The sequence below is a fragment of the Rhodococcus sp. 06-156-4 genome, assembly GCF_002259345.1.
Taxonomy (GTDB): Bacteria; Actinomycetota; Actinomycetes; order Mycobacteriales; family Mycobacteriaceae; genus Rhodococcoides; species Rhodococcoides fascians_E.
In genome coordinates, this window is sequence record NZ_NPGB01000014.1 from 162,517 (window position 1) to 183,270 (window position 20,754).

Below are 20,754 nucleotides of genomic sequence, written 5' to 3' on the forward strand. Positions count from 1 at the left end.
TGAGTGCGTGATAGAAAGTCCTGCATGCGCATCCACGTCGACCCGGCGTCCGGGACCCCGTTGTTCGAGCAGGTGAGGTCGGGGATTCTCGATCTGGTGCGGAGCGGTGAACTGGTCGCGGAGACCAAGATTCCGACGGTGCGTGGTCTGGCCGAGGAGTTGTCGATCGCGCCGCACACCGTCGCGAAGGCGTACAAGGAACTCGAGGCGCAGGGCGTCATCTCCGCCCGTGGGCGTCTGGGGACGTTCATCGCGTCGGGCGGGGATCCGACGGAGGACAACGCGGCGCGCGCAGCGCGGAAGTACGTCACCGAGTTGCGCGCCCTCGGGTTGTCCGACGAGAAGATTCGCGGACATGTCGACACCGCACTAAGTTGACGCTTCAACATAACTGTGTCAGGGTAGTCCGGTTCCCATTGCCGTGCCCGAAGGATCTGACATGAACTCGACCATCTTCCGCGACATTGCAACACTCGTTGCCCGAATCGGCCTGGGCATCGTGTTCATCGCCCACGGGTGGCAGAAACTCAACACCAACGGACTCGACGCGACCAAGGCCGGTTTCGAAGGCATGGGCGTCCCGCTGCCTGCAGCCTCCGCGTACTTCGCGACCTTCGTCGAACTCATCGGCGGTGTCGCGCTGGTGGTGGGTATCTTCACCCCGATCATCGGCATCCTGCTGTTCCTCGACATGCTCGGCGCATTCCTGTTCGTGCACTACGACCTGGGTGTATTCGTGTCCGAGGGCGGCTACGAGCTCGTCCTGGCGCTCGGCGTCGGCGCCCTGCTGATCGCCGCGACCGGAGCCGGACGGTTCAGCCTCGACGCAGCCACCGGCGGCCGAACCAGCTTCGCGAAAGCGCGCGCCTGACACGTCGCTCGACCCGGAACCCTGGCACCTACTCGGAAATTCGCCACGCCACCACGGTGATAGTGCTTCACTTCACCTATGGCAACGAATACCGAGCGGTCCCAGGGTTCAGTCGTTTCCGGATCGACACCGCACCCACCGCGCACGGATTACCTGGTGTTCGGCACGACGGCAGCGATCACCGCCGCGATTCTGGTGTGGGGCCTGCTCGCTGCCGACTCGCTCGAATCCACGACGACGTCGATCCTGAGCTGGTTGGTGACCAACATCGGGTGGCTGTTCATCATCGCGGCCTCGGGGTTCGTCGTGTTCTCGATCTACCTCGCAGTCAGCAAGTTCGGCAGGATTCCGCTCGGAAAAGACGGCGAGAAGCCGGAATTCAAGACCGTCAGCTGGATCGCCATGATGTTCAGTGCCGGCATGGGGATCGGGTTGATGTTCTTCGGCGTCGCAGAACCCCTGTCTCACTTCGTTTCTCCGCCCCCGGGATCGGACGGCACCGTCGGGGCGGCGATGGCGACGACGATGTTCCACTGGAGTCTGCACCCGTGGTCCATCTACGCGGTGGTCGGACTCGCCGTGGCCTACGGAACGTATCGACGCGGCCGTAAGCAGCTGATCAGTTCGGCGTTCATCCCGTTGCTCGGGCGCCGCGCGGAGGGCCCCATCGGCAAGGTCATCGACATCCTCGCGATCTTCGCCACCATGTTCGGCACCGCCGCGTCGCTCGGCCTCGGCGCTCTCCAGATCGGCTCGGGATTTCAGGTTCTCGGCTGGCTGGGGGAGGCGGGCACCCTGTTGCTCGTCGCGATCGTGGCACTGTTGACGCTCGCCTTCGTCGCCTCGGCAGTCTCGGGCGTCGCGAAAGGCATCCAGTGGTTGTCCAACATCAACATGGTGCTGGCGCTGGTTCTCGCGGTCTTCGTCTTCGTCCTCGGACCGACCGTGTTGATACTCAATCTGATTCCGACGACCATCGGTGACTACGCCAGCCAGCTCGTGCACATGTCGGCTCGGTCCGCAGCGGCAGGCGACGGCGGCGAAACCGCCACGTGGTTGTCGTCGTGGACCATCTTCTACTGGGCATGGTGGGTGTCCTGGACGCCGTTCGTCGGCATGTTCCTCGCACGAATCAGCCGCGGCCGCACCGTCCGCGAGTTCGTCATCGGCGTCATCCTCGTGCCCAGCACGGTGAGCCTGGTCTGGTTCTCCATTTTCGGTGGAGCGGGCATCGCCGAACAACAGAACGGAATCGATCTCGCGGGCCGGGACAGCAGCGAGTCCCAATTGTTCGGCATGCTCGAGAATCTGCCCGTCGCAGGGATTTCGAGTGTCCTGGTCATGGTGCTCGTGGCCATCTTCTTCGTCTCGGGAGCCGACGCCGCATCGATGGTGATGGGCACACTGAGCCAACGCGGTAGTCAGGAACCGAGCAGATGGGTCGTCGTGTTCTGGGGCGTGCTCACCGGCGGCATCGCCGCGCTGATGCTGTGGACCGGCGGCGCCGACGCACTGAACGGGCTCCAGACCATGACCATCATCGCCGCCGCACCGTTCGTGCTCGTGATGATCGGGCTGTGCATCTCGCTCTACCGCGACCTCTCCCACGACCCCCTTGTGAGCAGAACTCGGACTCCGGGGTCTAACGCCAGGAAGGCAACCAGAGCTGCTGCTGCCACAGATCCGGAGTGATGGGCATTCCCGTCAGGATCGGCCACAACCAGATGAAGTTCGCCACGACGAGCGCCACGTAGAGGCACACGAGCATCAGCCCCGTGCCACGTCGCTCCACCGACGCTCGCGCCCGGCCGATGATCTGCCCCAGGATCAGTGCGAATCCCATGACCATGAACGGCGCGAGCGCGACAGCGTAGAAGTAGTACATCTGCCGATCCAGCGTGGCGAACCACGGCAGATACGCTGCGCCGTAGCCGGTCAGCACGACGGCGAATCGCCAATCCCGACGGACCAGCATCATCCACAGGCACCACAGCAGCATCGGAACCGCGAGCCACCACATGGCCGGGGTGCCGATGAGCATGATCGCCTTGACGCACGAGCTCGCCGAGCATCCCTGAACGGTGTCGCCCTCGGCGAAGTAGTACAGCATCGGCCGCAGACCCATCGGCCACGTCCACGGCTTCGACTCCCACGGGTGGACGTTGCCCGCCGAGTTCGTCAGACCCGAGTGGAACGTGAGCACGTTGCCGCTGTAGTACCACAGTGATCGCAGCGCAGCGGGCACGAACGAGAACGGCCCGTCCGTGCCGATCTGGTTGCCGACGGCATGTCGGTTCACGCTGGTCTCGCTGGCGAACCACCCTGCGTAGGTGCACAGGTACACGATCAGCGGAATCACCACCAGCGCGTAGAGCGCGGGTCCGATGTCGCGTACTGCCGTGCCGATCCACGGCCGCTGCACCCCGCTCGCACGCCGCGCTGCGAGATCGAACGCGACCGACAACAGACCGAAGAACACGATGAAATAGATCCCGGACCACTTGGTTCCGCACGCCAAGCCCAGCAGGATTCCCGCGCCGAACCTCCACCAGCGCACCCCCATTCGTGGGCCGTACACGCTGGCGGCGATGCGACCCTCCGCCTGGACCTTCGCCATGCGTCGTCGAACGTCGTCTCGGTCGACGACCAGACACCCCATCGCGGCCGTCACGAAGAACGCCAGGAAGATGTCCAACATCCCGATGCGCGACGAGACGAACGTGACGCCGTCGACGGTCAGCAGAATGCCCGCGATCGCACCGACCAGTGTCGAGCGGGCAAGACGCCGCACGATCCGAATCACGATCAGCACCAGCAGAGTTCCCGCAACCGCCGCGGAGAACCGCCATCCCCACCCGTTGTAGCCGAAGAGTGCCTCGCCGACGGCGATCAGCTGCTTTCCGACCGGAGGGTGAACCACCAATCCGTACCCGGGGTTGTCCTCGATCCCGCCGCCGGTGAACACCTGCCAGCCCTGCGGCGCGTAATGCTTCTCGTCGAACACCGGAGTACCGGCATCGGTGGGGTAGCGCAGCATCGCGAACCGCGTGACGGCCGCGAGCGCCGTGATCACCAGAGTGACGATCCACCCCCGCCGACGATCGGTGTCGCGGTAATAGTCGGCAGCGGGTGTACTCGGCCCCGGACTGACTACGTATCGCTCGGTCGACTCGCGTAGGGCCACACACCGATCGTAGGGGTCGAGGCCCGGTGGAGAAGAATGGGCGCCATGCTGATCCTTGCCGCAACACCGATGGGCGATCTGGGTGACGCGTCCCAGCGACTCCGCGACGCCTTGGCCACGGCCGACGTCGTCGCAGCCGAAGACACCCGCCGGACGAAACAGCTGGCGTCGGGGCTCGGGGTCGCCATCACCGGCAAGATCGTCAGCTTCTACGACCAGGTGGAGACGACCCGGCTTCCCGGGCTGGTCGACGCTGTCCGCGACGGCAAATCGGTCCTGCTCGTCACCGACGCCGGAATGCCGTCGGTCAGTGACCCCGGCTACCGCCTCGTCGCCGCATGCGTCGACGCCGACCTGCCGGTGACGTGCCTACCCGGCCCGTCCGCAGTCACCACCGCCCTCGCACTCTCCGGATTGCCCGTCGAACGCTTCTGCTTCGACGGCTTCCCGCCGCGCAAACAAGGCGGCCGACGCCGATTCTTCGAATCCCTCGCGACCGAATCGCGCGCCTGCGTCTTCTTCGAGGCCCCTCATCGCCTCTCCGACTGCCTCGCCGACGCCGTCGCAGTACTCGGCCCCGACCGCCGCGCCGCGGTCTGCAGAGAGCTCACCAAGACCTACGAGGAAGTCAAGAGAGGCACCCTCGGCGAACTCGCCGACTGGGCTGCCGACGGAGTACGCGGAGAAATCACCGTCGTCCTCGCCGGAGCCGTCGCCGTGGCGTCGGAACCGGAAGACCTCATCGACGACGTCGAGGAGCTGGTGGCGTCGGGCATGCGGTTGAAGGATGCCTGTGCCCAGCTGGCAGTCGGCGGCGTGTCCAAGCGGGATCTCTACGAGGCGGTCCTGGCTGCGAGAAGCTCAGCCGACGACTTGCTGACGTAGCCCTTCGGTTGCGGCCGCGAGGATAGTCTTGGTGCCCTTCTTGACGAGGAAACCCGGGATCGGGATCTTCGGGTCGACCGTCAGTGAGAACGTCACGTGTGTTCCCTTGTCGGTCGGAGTGAGGGTGTACTCGCCGTGCTGGGACTTCTGCTGCGAACCCTCGACGAGGTCCCAGACGACTTTGTCGTCCGCCCAGGTGTATTCGACGGTCTGCTCGTCGTTGATGCCGAGGATCGATACCGACATCTTCACGTGATGGGGCTTGCCGTCGTCGAATCGGTCGATGATCTCGATCTTCTTGTGGACGGGCGACCACGCGGGTAGCCCCTCGACGTCCATGAGTACGTCCAACACCGCTGCCGGCTCGGCCGCGATGTCGACCTCTGTATCTGCTGTGACTGCCATGAGAAGAAAGGTAACTCAGGCGGAGTCGGCAGTGGCCGACATTGGGCTGTGGGCTTTGACGAACGCGCCGAATTTGCGTACCGCGCGGTGCGCTTCGGGCACGAAGTCGGCGGCCTGGAACACGTGTACCTGGTTGTCCCACACCTGAAGTTCGCAGTCGACGCCTGCTGCGGCGAGGCGCTCGGCCATCAGTTCGGCGTCGGCGAGCACCATTTCGGTGGAACCCGCCTGGATCAGAACCGGAGGTAGGCCGACGAGATCCGCGTCGACGGGTGAAACTCGTGGTCCCCGTTCGCCTTCGACGACGATGCGGGCATCCACTCGGTCGGCGAGGACCGTCAGGGCGGGTACGGCCCCGGCAGGGAAGACCGCGCACTTCGATGCGTTGGCGTGTTCGAGCTTGCCGCTGGGGTCCATGTCGGTCAGCGGCGACATGGTCGCGATACCAGCCGGTGTCGGCAGTCCGAGATCGCGCAGCATCAGAGCGACCATGAAGGCGAGGTACCCGCCTGCGGAGTCGCCGGCGATGACGATCTGGTCGGCGCGGTACCCGGATTCCAGCAGGAAGCGGAAACCGTCGACGCCGTCCTCCACCGCATGTGCGATGGGGTTGCGCGGCATCATCCGGTAGTCGACCGACAGAACCGGAGCGTCCGCGCTGGCCGAGACACGTGAAGTCAGACGCCGGTGGCTGTTCAGCCCGCAACAGACGAAGGCGCCTCCGTGCAGGTAGAGCACCACGCGGTCGTTGGAAACGCCCTCGGCGCGGATCCATTCCGCCTCGCACTCGGCGAGCGTGACCTTGCTGTGGCGGGTTCCCTTGAGCGGCGGCACCAGCATTCCCGCGTAATCGACGAGGCCCATCGGCCACGGAAGAGCGGACGTCTTGGACCACACCGTGAGGAAGGGGCGAACCGTGAGCTGCAGATACGTCGAAAGAGCGCGCGAGTGAAAGCTGCGACCGTGCATGTCGAGCCTGGTGGGGACGCCTCCGGGCGTCGGCTGGGGCAGAGCGGTGAGCACGGTGGTCATCGTCCTCGCCTCCATTTCGCGTCTTCTTGGAACTCCTGGTAACGGACAATAACCCGTGACCTAGTCTGTCTAAACATGCGGTCGTGTTCGATGTCACACCGTGATCGAAACTAGGCGGAAAGGTGATCGCAGATGGCGCTCATGCCTGTTACCGAGTCCATGTTCTTGATCGCGGAGTCTCGCGAACACCCTATGCACGTCGGCGGATTGCAGTTGTTCGTTCCGCCTGGTGACCCCCACGAATTTGCAGAAGAAATCCACAAACAATTCACAACGGGCGACGTGCACGATCTGTTTCGAAAACGCCCCGGCCGACCGGTGAACGTCATGGGAAGCCTCGCCTGGTCGAGGGAAGACGACATCGATTTCGAATACCACGTGAGGCGCGTGGTACTGCCTGCTCCTGGTCGCATCAGAGAACTCTTCCAATTTCTCTCGCTGCACCACAGTGCACCCCTCGACCGGTACCGGCCGATGTGGGAACTGCACATCATCGAGGGCCTCGCCGACGGCCGGATCGCGCTCTACACCAAGGTTCACCACTCGCTCGTCGACGGCGTGTCCGCGCTCAAGCTGATGTTGAACACCCTCACCACCGACCCCGACGACCGCACCGGCGTCGCCACGTGGGATCCGTCGCTGTTCCGGGAGAAGAAGCGCAAGGAAGCGCCGGGAGCGCTGGAAAGGGTCTCCGGGGGGTTGTCTCTCGGTCGCAAGCTTGCCGGCGACATCGCGGACTTCGTACCTGCCGCAGCACGATTGGGCGTGCGCGCCGTCCGCAACGAAGGTGCGCAACTGCCGCTGCGTGCGCCGCGAACGATGTTCAACGTGCCGATCGGTGGTGCGCGACGCTTCGCGGCCGAAAGCTGGTCGATCAGCCGAATGAACGCGGTCGCAAAGGCATTGGACGTGACCCTGAACGACATTCTGCTCGCCATGTGCTCGGGAGCCCTACGGGGATATCTGATCGATCAGGACGCCTTGCCTGAATCACCCTTGATCGCAATGGTTCCCGTCTCGCTCCGCAAGCCGGGCGAGGACAGCGGACCGGGCAACTCCGTATCCACCATCCTGTGCAATCTCGGTACACACCAACCGGATCCGCTGGACCGGCTCGCCACCATCACCGACTCCACCGTCAAGGGCAAGGACATGATGCGGGAGTTCAACACTCTCGAATCCCTCGCCTTCGGCGCCGTCACCATGCTGCCACTGCTCTTCGGACCGGTACCCGGCTTCGTCAACAACACGCCGCCGCCGTTCAACGTCATCATCTCCAACGTCCCCGGAACGAAGGACGAACTGTACTGGAACGGCGCCAAACTCGACGGAATCTACCCGGCGTCCATCGTCTGCGACGGCATGGCGCTGAACATCACCGTCGCAAGCAACGGCGACTCGCTCAACTTCGGCCTCATCGGCTGCCGTCGCAGCGTCCCACACCTGCAGCGCATGCTCACACACCTGGAGAACTCACTGGAGGAGCTGGAGAAGGCGGTCTCTGCGTCTGCGTGAGTGGTGAACCCTCAGAGGTCCTTCACCTCGTATTTGGGGAAGACCGGTGACGGTGTGGGCAGAGGCGAACCCGGCACGATGCGGGTGCCGATGTCGGAGAACTGGTTCGCCGGGCCGCCGAGGAGTTCGAGGATGCGAGCCGCCGATCCTGGCATGACCGGTTGCACCAGAATGCCGACGATGCGCAGGACTTCGAGCGTCACGTACAGCACGGTGGCCATGCGGTCCGGGTCGGTCTTGCGCAGTACCCACGGTTCCTGCTGGGAGAAGTAGCGGTTGGTCTCGCCGAGCACCGACCAGATTGCTTCCAGAGCCGTGTGCAGCGCTTGGACGTCGAATTCGCGTCGGCAGATCTCGAGCAGTGCATCGGCGCGGGCCAGCAAAGCTTCGTCGTCGGTCGTGAACGGTCCCGGCGTCGGGACCTTTCCTTCGAGGTTCTTGGCCACCATCGTCAGCGAGCGCTGCGCGAGGTTGCCGAGCTCGTTGGACAGGTCTGCGTTCATGCGGGTGACGATGGCCTCGGCGCTGTAGCTACCGTCCTGGCCGTAGGAGACCTCGCGCAGCAGGAAGAAGCGCAGCGGGTCCAGGCCGAACTCGTCGACGAGCGCGAACGGGTCGACGACGTTGCCGACCGACTTCGACATCTTCTCGCCCTTGTTGTTCAGGAATCCGTGCACGAACACCCGCTTGGGCAGCTCGATGCCCGCGGACATGAGGAACGCCGGCCAGTACACGGTGTGGAAGCGCGTGATGTCCTTGCCGATGATGTGCAGGTCAGCGGGCCAATACTTGGCGAACTTCTCCGACGATGCGTCCGGGTAGCCGACGCCGGTGAGGTAGTTGGTCAAGGCGTCGACCCAGACGTACATGACGTGCTCGGGATCGTTCGGGACCTGCACGCCCCAGTCGAACGTGGTGCGCGAGATGGACAGGTCCTTCAGTCCACCCTTGACGAAGCTGACGATTTCGTTGCGCCGCGTGTTGGGCGCGATGAAGTCGGGGCTGCTGTCGTACAGCTCGAGCAACTTGTCCTGGTACGCCGACAGCTTGAAGAAGTACGTCGACTCCTCGGTCCACTCCACCGGCGTGTTCGTCTCGGTGGCCACGCGGGTCCCGTCGTCGGCGACGGTCGTTTCGCCCTCGGTGTAGAACGCCTCGTCGCGTACCGAGTACCAACCGGAGTACGTGTCCAGGTAGATGTCGCCGCGCTCGACCATCTTCGACCAGATCGCTTTGCTGGCCTCGTGGTGATCGGCGTCCGTCGTGCGGATGAATCGGTCGTAGGAGATGCCGAGTGTCTCGTCGAGCTTCTTGAACACGTCTGAGTTGCGTGTCGCGAGGTCGCGGACGTCGATGCCCTCTTTGGTGGCCGTCTGCTGCATCTTCAGGCCGTGCTCGTCCGTGCCGGTCAAGAACATGACGTCGTATCCGTCGAGTCGCTTGAATCGAGCGATCACGTCCGTCGAGATGTACTCGTATGCGTGGCCGATGTGCGGGACACCGTTGGGGTACGCAATGGCGGTCGTGACGTAGAAGGTGGGCCGTGAGGCATCAGCTGGCGCAGTCATGGTGCGCCTACTCTATCGGCGTGAGTAGAGAACGTCCTGCACCACCTTTGCCGGAAGCGCTGTCGCCACTCGTCGACGCGCACACACACCTCGACGCCTGCGGCGCATCCGACGCCGGGAGCGTGGCCGAGATCCTGGATCGGGCCGAGTCCGTCGGCGTCGGGAGAGTCGTGACCGTCGCCGACGACCTCGAGGCCGCGCGCTTCGCCGTCGACGCCGCGAACTGGGACTCTCGGGTCTGGGCGGCCGTCGCGATCCACCCGACGCGGGCGAACGTTCTCGACGACGACGTCAGGGCGGAGATCGAGCGGTTGGCGTCGGATCCTCGGGTCGTGGCCGTCGGCGAGACGGGGCTCGACTACTACTGGCCGGGCAAGCTCGACGGGTGCGCGACCGTCCCCGAGCAGCAGGACGGTTTCCGCTGGCACATCGACCTGGCAAAGCGGCTCGGCAAGCCGTTGATGATCCACAACCGCGAGGCCGACGACGACCTGCTGTCCGTGTTGACGGACGAGGGCGCGCCGGAGACGGTGATCTTCCATTGCTTCTCCTCGGGTCCGGAGACCGCGCGAGCGTGCATCGACGCCGGCTACGTGCTCAGCCTCTCCGGCACGGTCAGCTTCAAGAACGCCCACGCTCTGCGCGAAGCGGCCGTGCTGATTCCGGACGGCCAACTGCTCGTCGAGACCGACGCACCGTTCCTGACGCCGCATCCCTTCCGCGGTGCACCGAACGAGTCGTACTGCCTTCCGTACACAGTGCGCGCATTGGCGGACATCCGCGGTGCCGATCCGGTCGAGCTCGCGTCGCACGTCACCGCCAACGCCGAGCGGGTGTACGGCCTCTCCTGACGCCTACTTTCGCTCACCTTCCAGTCATCCGCTCGTGTTGCAACCTGTGCGAGTGACTGAAACGTGTGCGGCAGCGCCCCCAGGTGACCGAACGTCACGTTCGCTCCGGACCGGGCGAGCAGAGTTGCGGTAGCTCCATCAATTCGTTACCGTACCGTGATCCAGCCGACGGGCTCTGCCCGAAGAACTCAGGAATTGCTTGTGTCCAGTATTGCTCGCCTGAACTCCTCCAGGTCCATGATGTTGTACCTGGTGGTCGCTGCGCTGCTGGCCACTCTGATCGTCGGGGGCGCCACCGCGGTCGCACGTCACAAAACGGTGACGATCGACGTCGATGGCGAAATGATCACGCTCAGCACCATGACGGGAGACGTCAACGGTGCTCTGCAGGCCGCAGGCTACGAAACAGGCGACAAGGACCTGGTAGCACCCTCGGGTGACTCGGAATTGTCGGATGGTGAGACGGTCGTCCTCCGTCGCGCTCGAGAGCTGAGTGTGACGGTGGACGGCCAGCCTCAGCAGATCTGGACGACCGCGCTGACCGTCGACGAGGCGTTGCAGCAGATGGATCTGGCCGAGGATGTGCACGTGTCCGCGTCGCGCGGCGAACGTCTTCCGCTGGAGGGCACCGAACTGGACGTGGCGTTGCCCAAGGCAGTGTCCCTGGTCGACGGCGCCGCACCTGCCGCACCGCTGACCCTGGCTGCGCCCACCGTGCGTGAGTTCCTGGAGGAAGCGGGCAAGCCGCTCGAGCAGGCCGACACCGTGACCCCCGCGCCGGATGAGAAGGTCGAGGACGGCACCGAGATCGTCGTCACCCGTGACCGTACCGAGACCAAGACCGAGACCACCGACGTCGAGCCTCCGGAGCAGCGCATCGAGGACCCGACGATGAACATGTCCAGGACCGTCGTCGAGAACCCGGGTTCGCCGGGCGTCTCCGACATCACCTGGGAGATCAACACCGTCAACGGCCAGGAAGTGGGCCGCGAGAAGGTCGACGAGGACATCCAGGTTCCCGCACAGCCCAAGGTCGTGCGTGTCGGAGCGAAGCCGGGAACCGAGGTCCCGCCCGTCGAGAACGGTGCGATCTGGGATGCGCTCGCGCAGTGCGAGGCAACCGGCAACTGGGCCATCAACACCGGCAACGGCTTCTTCGGCGGCGTGCAGTTCGATCAGAACACCTGGGAACGTCAGGGCGGACTGAAGTACGCCCCCCGCGCGGACCTGGCCACCCGCGAGGAACAGATCGCCATCGCGTCCGTCACGCAGAAGTCCCAGGGCTGGGGCGCCTGGCCCGCGTGCACCTCGCGACTCGGCTATCGGTGACGAACCATCGAGTGACGGGTGCGTAGAGTTTTCACAGTGTCCGAACATGTGAGAGAACCCGCGGCGCTGCTCGGACCCGCGGAAGTACGGTCTCTCGCCGCAGAACTGGATGTCCGTCCCACCAAGCAACTCGGACAGAACTTCGTCCACGACGCCAACACCGTCCGTCGCATCGTCGCCTCGGCGGGTGTCGGGGGAGCGGACACCGTGCTCGAGGTCGGCCCCGGACTCGGCTCGCTGACGCTGGCGCTTCTCGATGTCGCCGACGCTGTGATCGCGGTCGAGATCGATCCCAAGCTCGCCGCACGGTTGCCGCAGACGGCAGCCGAACGAGCGCCGTCACACGCCGACCAGTTGACCGTCGTCGAGTTCGACGCGCTTCGGGTCACTGCTGCGGACATTCCCGGTGACCCGTCCGCTCTGGTCGCGAACCTGCCGTACAACGTGGCGGTTCCGGTTCTGCTGCACCTGTTCTCGCAGTTACCGACGCTGCGCACCGCATTGGTCATGGTGCAGGCCGAGGTTGCGGACAGGCTCGCGGCGGACCCGGGTAGCAAGATCTACGGAATCCCGAGCGTCAAGGCCAACTTCTTCGGCACCGTCAAACGTGCAGGCTCAGTCGGGCGTTCGGTGTTCTGGCCGGTGCCGAAGGTCGAATCAGGACTGGTTCGTATCGATCGGTACGCCGAGCCTCCGTGGCCGATGGACGACGAGCACCGCCGTCGCGTCTTCGCCGTCGTCGACGCAGCATTCGCGCAGCGCCGAAAGACGTTGAGAGCAGCGCTTGCCGGATGGGCGGGTTCGCCGGTAGAAGCCGAGCGGCGGCTGCGTGAAGCCGACATCGACCCCAGTGCCCGCGGGGAAACCATCGACGCCGCGGCATTCGTGCGGTTGGCGGGCACTCGAGCCTGATCCTTCGCCCCTCATCGCTCGACTGTCGAGCGCACACTCGCGAGATACCGTTCGCTGAGAAGGCTGTGTCGCTGAGCCACTTTCAGGCACTCGTCGCGCAGTTCGGGCGGGTCGAGGACGGTGAACGGCGTGTCGAAGGCCGAAAGCCATCGTGCAATGGAGGCGAGTGAGTCACCGGACAGGATGAGGGTGCACGCGTCCTCGGAGCCGGATTCGAGGGTGCCCCACTGCTCGTCGACCATCGGTGCAATCGTTTCGATGGATGCCGCCAGTTCGATGCGTGCCTGCACTCGGGTGAAGGTGCGGTCGATTCCGGCGGCGACGAATGCCGCGGCACCGCCGTCGGGAAGTGGTCGCGGGGTGAATCGCGGGCCGGTGGGGATCTTGGGTTCCAGCCTGTCCACGCGGAAGGAACGCCAGTCCTCGCGCAGCAGGTCCCACCCGAGCAGATACCAGCGTGCCCCCGAACGCACGAGGCTGTAGGGCTCGACTTCGCGGCGGGCTTCCGTGCCGTCGTGGCGGCGGTAGTCGAACCTGAGGCGTTCGTGGTTGTGGCAGACCCCGGCGACGGTCGACAGCACCGTGGCGTCGACCGCAGACACCGCCGTGCGTTCGACGACGTCGATCCGCAATGCGTCGAGGCGGTGCTGGATGCGTGACGGCATCACCTGGCGCAACTTGGTCAGCGCGCGCAGCGACGCCTCCCCGATGCCCGCTACGGAGCCTCCTGCTGCGGATTGGAGGCCGAAGGCGACGGCGAGAGCTTCGTCGTCATCGAGGAGCAGCGGTGGCATCTCGGCACCCGCACCGAGTTGGTATCCGCCGCCCACCCCGGCCGTCGCGTTCACGGGGTATCCGATCTCTCGGAGTTTGTCGACGTCGCGGCGGACGGTGCGCGGCGTGACGTTCAGCCTGTCGGCCAGGTCGGCTCCGGCCCAATCACGACGTGTCTGGAGCAGTGACAGCAGCTTGAGCAGTCGTGCAGATGTTTCCCGCATGGGTTCGATGATGGCAGGTATTGCGGACGGATGCTGTCCTCGAACCGATGCTCGATTAGTCTTGAACACCGTGCTCTCAGTTGTCCACAGTCCCGTTGTCGTTCGGGCTCCGTCCAAGGTCAACCTGCATCTGTCCGTGGGTGACCTCCGCGAGGACGGCTACCACGAACTGACGACCGTCTTTCAGGCGCTCTCGCTGTCCGACGAGGTCTCGGTGGTGCCGTCGCAGGGGCTGAAGGTGATCGTCAAGGGCGCCGACGCGAAGAGTGTGCCGACGGACGAGCGGAACCTCGTGTGGAAGGCCGCTGTGCTTCTGGCGGACAAGGTGGGGCGTGAACCTCTCGTCGAGATCACGATCGACAAGGGAATCCCCGTCGCGGGCGGCATGGCCGGTGGTAGTTCCGATGCCGCGGCGACCCTCGTCGCACTCGATTCGCTGTGGAAGCTGGACCTCTCGCGCAGCGAACTCAGTGATCTCGCCGCTCAGCTCGGCAGTGATGTCCCGTTCGTTCTGCACGGCGGAACGGCGGTAGGGACGGGCCGCGGCGAGAAGCTGCTTCCGGTGTTGTCACGCAACAGTTTCCACTGGGTGCTGGCGCTGGCCAAGGGCGGATTGCAGACTCCTGCCGTCTTCGCCGAACTGGACGAGCTGAGGGCGAAAGGCGATCCGCCCCGATTGGGCGATCCGGACGCCCTGATGCAGGCCCTGGTGAGCGGCGACGCCCACGCTCTCGCTCCACTTCTGGGCAATGACCTCCAAGCCGCGGCGGTGTCGCTCCTCCCGCAGCTGCGTCGTACGTTGCGAGCAGGCCTGACCGCAGGTGCTCTGGCCGGGATCGTGTCCGGATCCGGCCCGACCTGCGCATTTCTCTGTGCCGATTCCGATACCGCGGTGTCGGTCGGCGCCGAACTCTCCGGTGCAGGCGTCTGCCGTACCGTGCGTGTCGCGAGCGGACCCGTTCCCGGCGCTCGTGTAGTCACTAGTGAATCGATTGGTTTCCCCTGATGGTCAATCTCGTCAATCTCGAAAACGTCTCCAAGTCCTTCGGTGTCAAACCGCTGCTCGACGGCGTCTCGCTCGGTGTGCAGGAGGGCGAGCGCATCGGCATGGTCGGCCTCAACGGAGGCGGCAAGACAACCACTCTCGAAGTGCTCGCAGGTCTCGAACCACCGGATTCCGGGCGCGTCAGCCGCGTCGGCGGGCTGCGGATGGCCGTCGTGACGCAGCGCGGGGTTCTGCCGCCGGGATCGACCGTCGGACAGGTCGTTCTGGATCCGCTCGGCATGGCCGAGCACGAGTGGGCCGGTGATTCGCGGGTCCGCAACATCCTGACCGGCATCGGTATCGCGGACCTCGGTCCTGCGGGCAGCTCGGGTCTCGACGCCACCATCGACAACCTGTCCGGCGGCGAGCGTCGCCGTGTCGCGTTGGCGGCAGCCCTGGTTCAGGATCTGGATCTGCTGGTGCTGGACGAGCCGACCAACCACCTCGACGTCGAGGGTGTGCAATGGCTTGCGGCTCACCTGGTGTCGCGGCGCAGTGCGCTCGTCGTCGTGACACACGATCGGTGGTTCCTCGACACCGTCGCCAACCAGACGTGGGAAGTAGTCGGCGGCAAGGTCGAGACGTACGAGGGTGGGTACAACGACTGGATCTTCGCGCGCGCCGAACGTGCCCGCCAGGCCGATGCGTCGGAAGAGCGTCGTCGAAACCTCGCACGTAAGGAGCTCGCCTGGCTGCGGCGCGGTGCTCCGGCTCGAACGTCCAAGCCCAAGTACAGGATCGAAGCCGCCGAGGCCCTCATCGCCGACGTGCCTGCGCCCCGAGATTCCGTGGCATTGGCGTCGTTCGCGAAGCGCAGGCTCGGACGGGTCGTCATCGAACTCGAGGACGCCCGCCTCGAAACTCCCGACGGCCGTGAGCTGGTGAAGGACTTCACGTGGCGTCTGGCGCCGGGTGAACGCGTCGGACTCGTCGGCGTCAACGGTTCCGGCAAGACGACGCTGCTGCGTACCCTCGCGGGCGAGCTGGAACCGGCGACCGGCAAGAGGATTCAAGGTCAGACCGTGGAGATCGGTTGGCTGAGACAGGAATTGGACGATCTGCCGAAGAACCTGCGTGTTCTCGACGCCGTCAAGGAAGTCGCGGAGCGAATCACCCTCGGTGACAAGGAGATCTCCGCCGGTCAATTGGCCGAACGGTTGGGGTTCACGCCTGCGCGGCAACGCACGCCCGTCGGCGATCTGTCCGGCGGCGAGCGTCGCAGGCTTCAGCTGACGCGTGTGCTCATGGCCGAGCCGAACGTGCTGCTGCTCGACGAGCCGACCAACGACCTGGACATCGATACGCTGCAGCAGCTGGAGGACCTGCTCGACGGTTGGGCCGGAACTCTCGTCGTGATCAGCCACGATCGTTACCTGATCGAACGTATCTGTGATTCGACGTGGGCTCTGTTCGGTGACGGCAAGCTCACCAACCTGCCCGGAGGGATCGAGGAGTACCTGCGGCGTCGTGCGGTTCTCGCGGCCGAGGCGACGCCGGATTCCCTGACGACCGGGGGGACGGCGAAGAAGGCGGTGCGCGACGCCGCGTCCGAGCGGGCAGCGCGTAAGGAACTGAGCAAGCTCGAGAAGCTGGTGGTCCGGTTGTCGGATCGCGAGATCGCGCTGCACGCGGAACTCGCGGAAGCGGCCACGGATCCGGGCAAGCTCGTGGAACTCGACGCTGAGTTGAAGAAGGTTCTGGCGGACAAGGACGTCGCCGAGGAACGCTGGATGGAACTGGCTGCCGAGCTCGACTGACCTACGTGAGTGGCAATGTGGTGCCTATGGTCACTCCGCGGGCTCCGCTCCTGCCCCTGCCCTACATTTCCGCTCACATAGGGTGGGGTGCATGAACCCGACGCTGGTGCTCATGGACCCCGAGCGAGTCCGGGAATGGCTCGCGGGTACCAGGGAACGGTACGTGGCCGAACGCGTCGCGACGGGAGAGACGCAGGCCGAGGCGGAAGCCAATGCGGAGATTTCCTACCGGCTCACATTCCCCGGTGGAGTGCCCACGCCGACCCAGCGCATCTTCGACGTGTTCGACGACGACGTACGCGTCGGCTACCTGTGGATCGCTCCGCGAAACGACGCGGAACCGCTGCACTGGTGGGTGTGGGACATCGAGATCGACGAGGAGTTCCGCGGTCGGGGGCTCGGCCGGGCGACGATGCGGCTGGCAGAGGATTCCGCTCGGTCGGAGGGAGCTGTGTCGTTGGGGCTCAACGTCTTCGGTGGCAACGCCGTCGCTCGGCAGTTGTACACCTCGTTGGACTATCGGGAAACGTCGATTCAGATGAGGAAAGACCTATGACATCCGTCGTGCGTACCGCTCTCGGTAGCGAGTTCGAGAAGCTCCATCCGAAGGTGCAGTGGAGGTTCGGTCTCGCATCCGGAGACCATCGATGCCAGCTCGGAGTGGGTGTCATGGAAGAAATGCGGCACTCGACGTTGATTCCGCCGCCGGTGCTGTGGCTCGGCGGAAAACGTGGGCTGTTTCCCGGTGGGCGGGGGACGGACGTGCCGTTCACGATCGAAAACTATGCGTACGTCGACGCTGTCGGCCGCGAGACCATGGCGTTCATTCGTCGGTTCGCGTTCGCCGGATCACCTCAGGGGATGAACTCGGTGATGGTGACGCCCGCTCGCACGCCCGGCGCGGACTTCGCGCTGGACTACCTCGGCTTCTCCTCGGACATGATCGTCCGAACGACGTGCTCGGTCGACTCCGCCGGCGGCCTCGTCCTGGAGAGCGGTGCGCCGCGGGTACTGGGAATCAGGATTCCGCAGCTGGCGTCGGCTCTGACCTCCGCGCGGGAGTGGTGGGACGAAGACGAACAGAAGCACCGGGTGCAGATCGACGTCAAGAGTCCGCTGCTGGGCACGCTGTTCCACTATCACGGCTGGTTCACCGCAGAAGAACACGAGTGTGCTCCGGCCGACATTCCGGCCGGAGCACACCCGTCGAAGCTGGTGGAACGGGAGTGACCTAGCGGGTCAGCGGTAACCCTTGGCCGGGTTCAGCAGGTCGAGAACGATGGTCTGGCCGTTGGATCGAACGTGAATCTCGGGGTTCTGCAGACCGCCGGACACCAGGTACTCGCCGAGGAGCTGCAGCAGCTCGTCCGGGCCGACGGACGTGTCCGGGGTGCGGATGTCGCCGGTGCGGCTACCGAGCTCGTTCTGAGTGAGGCGGCCCGCGATGCGCACGGACGCGACGCCCATGGCGGTGCGGCGGTCAGGGGCTCCGCCGCGGCCGGCGGCCGTGGACGTCGAGCCCGACGAGTGGGTGGAACGGCCATTGGTAGGCAGGCCGTGCTCGGAGATCTGATCGCTAGTAGTCACTTCAACCTCGTTCGAATCCTTGGAGGGCTGCTTCGGCGTTGTGCTGTCGGCTTCTTGCTTCGTCTCGGCCTTCGATGCGGAGTTCTCGGTCGACTTCGCCGCTACTGGGTCCGCAGCCGCACTGTCGGTCGCCGCGTCCGAGGGGGAGTTCGACTTGGACGCCGAGACGCCGCTGGCCAGCTTGGGAGTCGGCGTGCTCAACCGGTGAGCCGGCGCCTGGCCGATCTTGATTCCCGCCAGCGGATAGCTGGATCCCTGCGTCATAGCGAGCCCTGCGTCATATCCAACCCCACATCAGAAGCGTGAAAACCTACTCGAAGTCCGTTCGGACCACCGAAGAATAACACTTCACCCGTTTAAGCGGAGATTTTCGAAGTACCGTTCGCCTTCTGAATGCGCAGCCACACCACGAAACCCCAGGCCACAAAGGCTGCGTACACAAGATACAGAAATGCGGACGGGTAGAAACCGGCACGGAACAGCAGCGGCACACCCACCACGTCGACGCCGATCCAGATCAGCCAGAATTCGGTGATTCCCCGTGCCATGCCGAACGTCGCGAGCAAGGATCCGGTGAAGATCCACGCGTCGGCCCATTTGCCGTAGGACCCGAGGTACCCGAACAGCTGGGCGAAGGCAGCGGTGCCGACGACCATCACCGCGATCATCGCGATGCGTTCCTTCGTCGACGCCCACCGCGGCAACACCGCCGTCTTGCGGGCCCGCGAGGTGCGCAGCCACTGCGACCAGCCGTAGACGCTGACCGCGATGAACAGCAACTGGCGCCCGGCTTGCCCGTACAGATCCAATGCCTGCGGCGTGTGAAAGGCGCCGCCGAGGAACACGGTGAACAGCAAGGCGTTGCCGATGATCCCCACCGGCCACGCCCACACCACTCGCCGCATTCCCCCGATCGCCGACGCCAGGCCGAAGCCGTTGCCGACGATCTCGCGCCACAGGATGGGGTGTCCCGCGATGGAGACCTGCGCGTCGAGCAGCCCGAGGAGCACTATTCGCCCGCGGCGACGAGAGGCTCCAGCGTCAGTTCGGGCATTTCCTTCTCGAGGTACTGCAGACGCCACTTGTCGCTGACGAGTGCCAGCAACGCGCCGTCGGTGCGAGTGAAGACCTCGACGCCACGCTGGCGGCCGAGTTCGACGGCGGATTCGGTGTCGGTGCGGCGTGCGACGGAGTAGCCGAGCGGTTCGAGCCGGGCGTCGACGCCGAACTCGGACTTCATGCGGGCGGTGACCACCTCGAACTGCATCGGCCCGACGGCGGCGAGGACAGGGGAGGCGTCGCCGCGAATATCGTTGCGCAACACCTGAACCACGCCTTCGGAGTCCATCTGTTCCACGGCGCGACGGAACTTCTTGTACTTGTCCGCGCTGTCGACCCGCAGGGCAGCGAAGTGTTCGGGCGCGAAGGACGGGATGGGTGGAAACTCCACCTTCTTGTCGGTGAACAGGGTGTGACCCGGTGCCAGCGCGGTGGCGTTGACCAAGCCGACGACGTCGCCGGGGTAGGCGTTCTCCACGGTGGTGCGTTCGCGGCCGAACACCGTCAGTGCGTACTTCGTCGTGAACGGTTTGCCGGTCTGTGCGTGGGTGACCACCATGCCGCGCTCGAACACGCCGGACACGACGCGCATGAACGCCAACCGGTCGCGGTGCGCGGTGTCCATTCCGGCCTGGACCTTGAAGACGACGGCACTGAAGGGATCGGTGACGTCTCGGACACCGCCCTTGACGTCGTCGCGCGGGCCGGGTGCGGGCGCGAGGGCGACCAGTGTGTCGAGGATCTGGCGGACACCGAAGTTCAGCATCGCGGAACCGAAGATGACCGGCGACGTCTGCCCCGCCAGGAACAGCTCCTGGTCGTGCGCTTGCCCGCTCGAGACCAGCAACTCGCTCTCCTCGAGAGCCGTCTCCCATTCGTCACCCTCGCGGGCGGCCGCGGCGTCGGCGTCGAGCAATTCCTCGGGGGCGATGGTCGCGCCGCCCGCGGTTCGGGTGAACCGGATGTAGTTGCCTGCGCGGACGTCGAGCAGACCGCGGAAGTCGCCCGCGATACCGACGGGCCAGTACAGGGGCGTCGGCGTCAGGCCGATCCGCTGCTCGATCTCGTCGAGAAGTTCCAACGGCGACTGGCCGGGGCGGTCCCACTTGTTGATGACGGTGATGACCGGGATACCGAACTGTCGGCACACCTGGAAGAGCTTGAGGGTCTGCGGTTCGAGGCCTTTGGCGGCGTCGATGAGCATGACCGCGGCGTCGACGGCCGTCAGGACGCGGTAGGTGTCCTCGGAGAAGTCGGCGTGACCAGGGGTGTCCACGAGGTTGATGACGTTGGTGTCGTCGACGGCGGCGTCGACCTGGTAGTTGAACTGCAAGGCCGTCGAACTGACCGAGATGCCTCGCGCCTTCTCCATCTCCATCCAGTCGGAGACGGTGGAGCGCCTGCCTGCCTTGCCGTGGATCGCGCCTGCCTCGGAAATGACACGAGCGTGCAGCGCCAGAGCCTCGGTGAGCGTCGACTTACCGGCATCGGGATGGGAGATGACGGCGAACGTCCGGCGCCTGGACACCTCGGCGGGAAGTTCCTTGTGAGCGTTCTTGGGGGCCGACTCGGTGGGCGCAGTGTTGGTCTCGACCGAATCCGGCGTACTCAAGCGAACCTCTTCTATTCACGGGGGCGGTGTTGCCGGTACCAGGGTACTCGTGGTCGTTCGTACGTTTTCTCGGGTAACGGCTCCGCGGGCCTGCGAATTTCAATAGCGTGGGTACAGGTCGGACCGTCGGCACAGGAGATGAGT

Annotated in this window: 20 protein-coding genes; 12 read left to right on the forward strand and 8 right to left on the reverse strand. The window is 65.1% G+C overall.

Features of this window, described 5'->3' with window-relative positions; all coding sequences use genetic code 11:
- Positions 1-24 precede the first annotated feature (24 nt).
- The 3 genes from CH290_RS08885 (at position 25) to CH290_RS08895 (ending at position 2,563) form a co-directional block, all read left to right on the forward strand.
- Positions 25-378 carry a GntR family transcriptional regulator gene (locus tag CH290_RS08885; RefSeq protein ID WP_019664527.1) on the forward strand — a complete coding sequence of 118 codons (354 nt, stop codon included), beginning with the start codon at positions 25-27 and terminating at the stop codon, positions 376-378.
- 61 nt (positions 379-439) lie between these two features.
- Entirely contained in the window at positions 440-871 is a 432-nt protein-coding gene (locus tag CH290_RS08890) for a DoxX family protein (RefSeq protein WP_019664528.1), read from the forward strand.
- Between the two features lie 78 nt (positions 872-949).
- On the forward strand, positions 950-2,563 hold the full coding sequence (locus tag CH290_RS08895) for a BCCT family transporter (RefSeq protein ID WP_230594181.1): 1,614 nt from the start codon (positions 950-952) through the stop codon (positions 2,561-2,563).
- Here the strand turns inward: CH290_RS08895 and CH290_RS08900 are convergent.
- Positions 2,514-4,055 carry a dolichyl-phosphate-mannose--protein mannosyltransferase gene (locus tag CH290_RS08900; protein ID WP_020111400.1) on the reverse strand — a complete coding sequence of 514 codons (1,542 nt, stop codon included), beginning with the start codon at positions 4,053-4,055 and terminating at the stop codon, positions 2,514-2,516. The two genes, CH290_RS08895 and CH290_RS08900, sit on opposite strands and share 50 nt — an antisense overlap.
- Positions 4,056-4,091: 36 nt before the next feature.
- On the opposite strand from CH290_RS08900, the gene rsmI reads away from it, so the two are divergent.
- The gene (gene rsmI / locus CH290_RS08905; protein WP_033190765.1) at positions 4,092-4,940 is read left to right on the forward strand and encodes a 16S rRNA (cytidine(1402)-2'-O)-methyltransferase; all 849 of its coding nucleotides are present in this window, start codon (positions 4,092-4,094) and stop codon (positions 4,938-4,940) included.
- On the opposite strand, the gene CH290_RS08910 is transcribed toward rsmI, so the two are convergent.
- Both CH290_RS08910 and CH290_RS08915 read right to left on the reverse strand, forming a co-directional pair.
- On the reverse strand, positions 4,917-5,345 hold the full coding sequence (locus CH290_RS08910; protein ID WP_020111398.1) for an SRPBCC family protein: 429 nt from the start codon (positions 5,343-5,345) through the stop codon (positions 4,917-4,919). The genes rsmI and CH290_RS08910 overlap by 24 nt on opposite strands.
- Before the next feature lie 15 nt (positions 5,346-5,360).
- Positions 5,361-6,392, reverse strand: coding sequence for an alpha/beta hydrolase (locus CH290_RS08915; RefSeq protein WP_020111397.1), 1,032 nt, complete (start codon positions 6,390-6,392; stop codon positions 5,361-5,363).
- Between the two features lie 117 nt (positions 6,393-6,509).
- Between CH290_RS08915 and CH290_RS08920 the strand changes: the two genes are divergently transcribed.
- Entirely contained in the window at positions 6,510-7,892 is a 1,383-nt protein-coding gene (locus tag CH290_RS08920) for a WS/DGAT/MGAT family O-acyltransferase (protein WP_019664534.1), read from the forward strand.
- An 11-nt stretch (positions 7,893-7,903) separates the two neighbouring features.
- Here CH290_RS08920 and metG read toward each other — a convergent pair whose 3' ends face one another.
- The gene (gene metG, locus CH290_RS08925) at positions 7,904-9,460 is read right to left on the reverse strand and encodes a methionine--tRNA ligase (protein ID WP_033190766.1); all 1,557 of its coding nucleotides are present in this window, start codon (positions 9,458-9,460) and stop codon (positions 7,904-7,906) included.
- A 20-nt stretch (positions 9,461-9,480) separates the two neighbouring features.
- Between metG and CH290_RS08930 the strand changes: the two genes are divergently transcribed.
- From CH290_RS08930 to rsmA, 3 genes are all read left to right on the forward strand, one after another.
- Positions 9,481-10,311: a TatD family hydrolase gene (locus CH290_RS08930; protein ID WP_027498739.1), complete on the forward strand. Its 831-nt coding sequence runs from the start codon at positions 9,481-9,483 to the stop codon at positions 10,309-10,311.
- 201 nt (positions 10,312-10,512) lie between these two features.
- The gene (locus tag CH290_RS08935; RefSeq protein ID WP_033190767.1) at positions 10,513-11,640 is read left to right on the forward strand and encodes a resuscitation-promoting factor; all 1,128 of its coding nucleotides are present in this window, start codon (positions 10,513-10,515) and stop codon (positions 11,638-11,640) included.
- Positions 11,641-11,676: 36 nt separating this feature from the next.
- Complete coding sequence (gene rsmA / locus CH290_RS08940; RefSeq protein WP_019664538.1) at positions 11,677-12,552, forward strand: 16S rRNA (adenine(1518)-N(6)/adenine(1519)-N(6))-dimethyltransferase RsmA; 876 nt, start codon at positions 11,677-11,679, stop codon at positions 12,550-12,552.
- Positions 12,553-12,563: 11 nt separating this feature from the next.
- Here rsmA and CH290_RS08945 read toward each other — a convergent pair whose 3' ends face one another.
- Entirely contained in the window at positions 12,564-13,550 is a 987-nt protein-coding gene (locus CH290_RS08945; RefSeq protein ID WP_033190830.1) for a helix-turn-helix transcriptional regulator, read from the reverse strand.
- A 70-nt stretch (positions 13,551-13,620) separates the two neighbouring features.
- Here CH290_RS08945 and CH290_RS08950 point away from each other — a divergent pair, with 70 nt between their 5' ends.
- From CH290_RS08950 to CH290_RS08965, 4 genes are all read left to right on the forward strand, one after another.
- Positions 13,621-14,556 carry a 4-(cytidine 5'-diphospho)-2-C-methyl-D-erythritol kinase gene (locus tag CH290_RS08950; protein WP_027498738.1) on the forward strand — a complete coding sequence of 312 codons (936 nt, stop codon included), beginning with the start codon at positions 13,621-13,623 and terminating at the stop codon, positions 14,554-14,556.
- Positions 14,556-16,352, forward strand: coding sequence for an ABC-F family ATP-binding cassette domain-containing protein (locus CH290_RS08955; protein ID WP_033190768.1), 1,797 nt, complete (start codon positions 14,556-14,558; stop codon positions 16,350-16,352). Before CH290_RS08950 ends, CH290_RS08955 begins: the two co-directional genes overlap by 1 nt.
- Positions 16,353-16,443: 91 nt before the next feature.
- The gene (locus CH290_RS08960; RefSeq protein WP_033190769.1) at positions 16,444-16,908 is read left to right on the forward strand and encodes a GNAT family N-acetyltransferase; all 465 of its coding nucleotides are present in this window, start codon (positions 16,444-16,446) and stop codon (positions 16,906-16,908) included.
- Positions 16,905-17,582, forward strand: coding sequence for a DUF4166 domain-containing protein (locus CH290_RS08965; protein ID WP_033190770.1), 678 nt, complete (start codon positions 16,905-16,907; stop codon positions 17,580-17,582). The genes CH290_RS08960 and CH290_RS08965 overlap by 4 nt, the downstream gene beginning before the upstream one ends.
- Before the next feature lie 9 nt (positions 17,583-17,591).
- Here the strand turns inward: CH290_RS08965 and CH290_RS08970 are convergent, their stop codons facing one another.
- The 3 genes from CH290_RS08970 to CH290_RS08980 all read right to left on the reverse strand — a co-directional run bounded on the left by CH290_RS08970 (position 17,592) and on the right by CH290_RS08980 (position 20,610).
- Positions 17,592-18,203: a hypothetical protein gene (locus CH290_RS08970; protein WP_033190771.1), complete on the reverse strand. Its 612-nt coding sequence runs from the start codon at positions 18,201-18,203 to the stop codon at positions 17,592-17,594.
- 92 nt (positions 18,204-18,295) lie between these two features.
- Positions 18,296-18,949 (reverse strand): nicotinamide riboside transporter PnuC, encoded by a 654-nt coding sequence (pnuC, locus tag CH290_RS08975; protein WP_033190772.1) that lies wholly within the window; start codon positions 18,947-18,949, stop codon positions 18,296-18,298.
- Positions 18,949-20,610, reverse strand: a complete 1,662-nt coding sequence (locus tag CH290_RS08980; RefSeq protein WP_020111386.1) for a peptide chain release factor 3 — start codon at positions 20,608-20,610, stop codon at positions 18,949-18,951. Before CH290_RS08980 ends, pnuC begins: the two co-directional genes overlap by 1 nt.
- Positions 20,611-20,754: the final 144 nt, after the last annotated feature.

Excerpts from the sequence above, each read along its gene's own strand:
- CH290_RS08895 (WP_230594181.1), top strand. The coding sequence starts at position 950 with ATGGCAACGAATACCGAGCGGTCCCAGGGTTCAGTCGTTTCCGGATCG.
- metG (WP_033190766.1), bottom strand. The coding sequence starts at position 9,460 with ATGACTGCGCCAGCTGATGCCTCACGGCCCACCTTCTACGTCACGACC.
- CH290_RS08885 (WP_019664527.1), top strand. The coding sequence starts at position 25 with ATGCGCATCCACGTCGACCCGGCGTCCGGGACCCCGTTGTTCGAGCAG.
- rsmI (WP_033190765.1), top strand. The coding sequence starts at position 4,092 with ATGGGCGCCATGCTGATCCTTGCCGCAACACCGATGGGCGATCTGGGT.
- CH290_RS08915 (WP_020111397.1), bottom strand. The coding sequence starts at position 6,392 with ATGGAGGCGAGGACGATGACCACCGTGCTCACCGCTCTGCCCCAGCCG.
- CH290_RS08945 (WP_033190830.1), bottom strand. The coding sequence starts at position 13,550 with ATGCGGGAAACATCTGCACGACTGCTCAAGCTGCTGTCACTGCTCCAG.
- CH290_RS08920 (WP_019664534.1), top strand. The coding sequence starts at position 6,510 with ATGGCGCTCATGCCTGTTACCGAGTCCATGTTCTTGATCGCGGAGTCT.
- CH290_RS08970 (WP_033190771.1), bottom strand. The coding sequence starts at position 18,203 with ATGACGCAGGGATCCAGCTATCCGCTGGCGGGAATCAAGATCGGCCAG.
- CH290_RS08960 (WP_033190769.1), top strand. The coding sequence starts at position 16,444 with ATGAACCCGACGCTGGTGCTCATGGACCCCGAGCGAGTCCGGGAATGG.
- CH290_RS08955 (WP_033190768.1), top strand. The coding sequence starts at position 14,556 with ATGGTCAATCTCGTCAATCTCGAAAACGTCTCCAAGTCCTTCGGTGTC.
- CH290_RS08890 (WP_019664528.1), top strand. The coding sequence starts at position 440 with ATGAACTCGACCATCTTCCGCGACATTGCAACACTCGTTGCCCGAATC.
- CH290_RS08910 (WP_020111398.1), bottom strand. The coding sequence starts at position 5,345 with ATGGCAGTCACAGCAGATACAGAGGTCGACATCGCGGCCGAGCCGGCA.
- CH290_RS08965 (WP_033190770.1), top strand. The coding sequence starts at position 16,905 with ATGACATCCGTCGTGCGTACCGCTCTCGGTAGCGAGTTCGAGAAGCTC.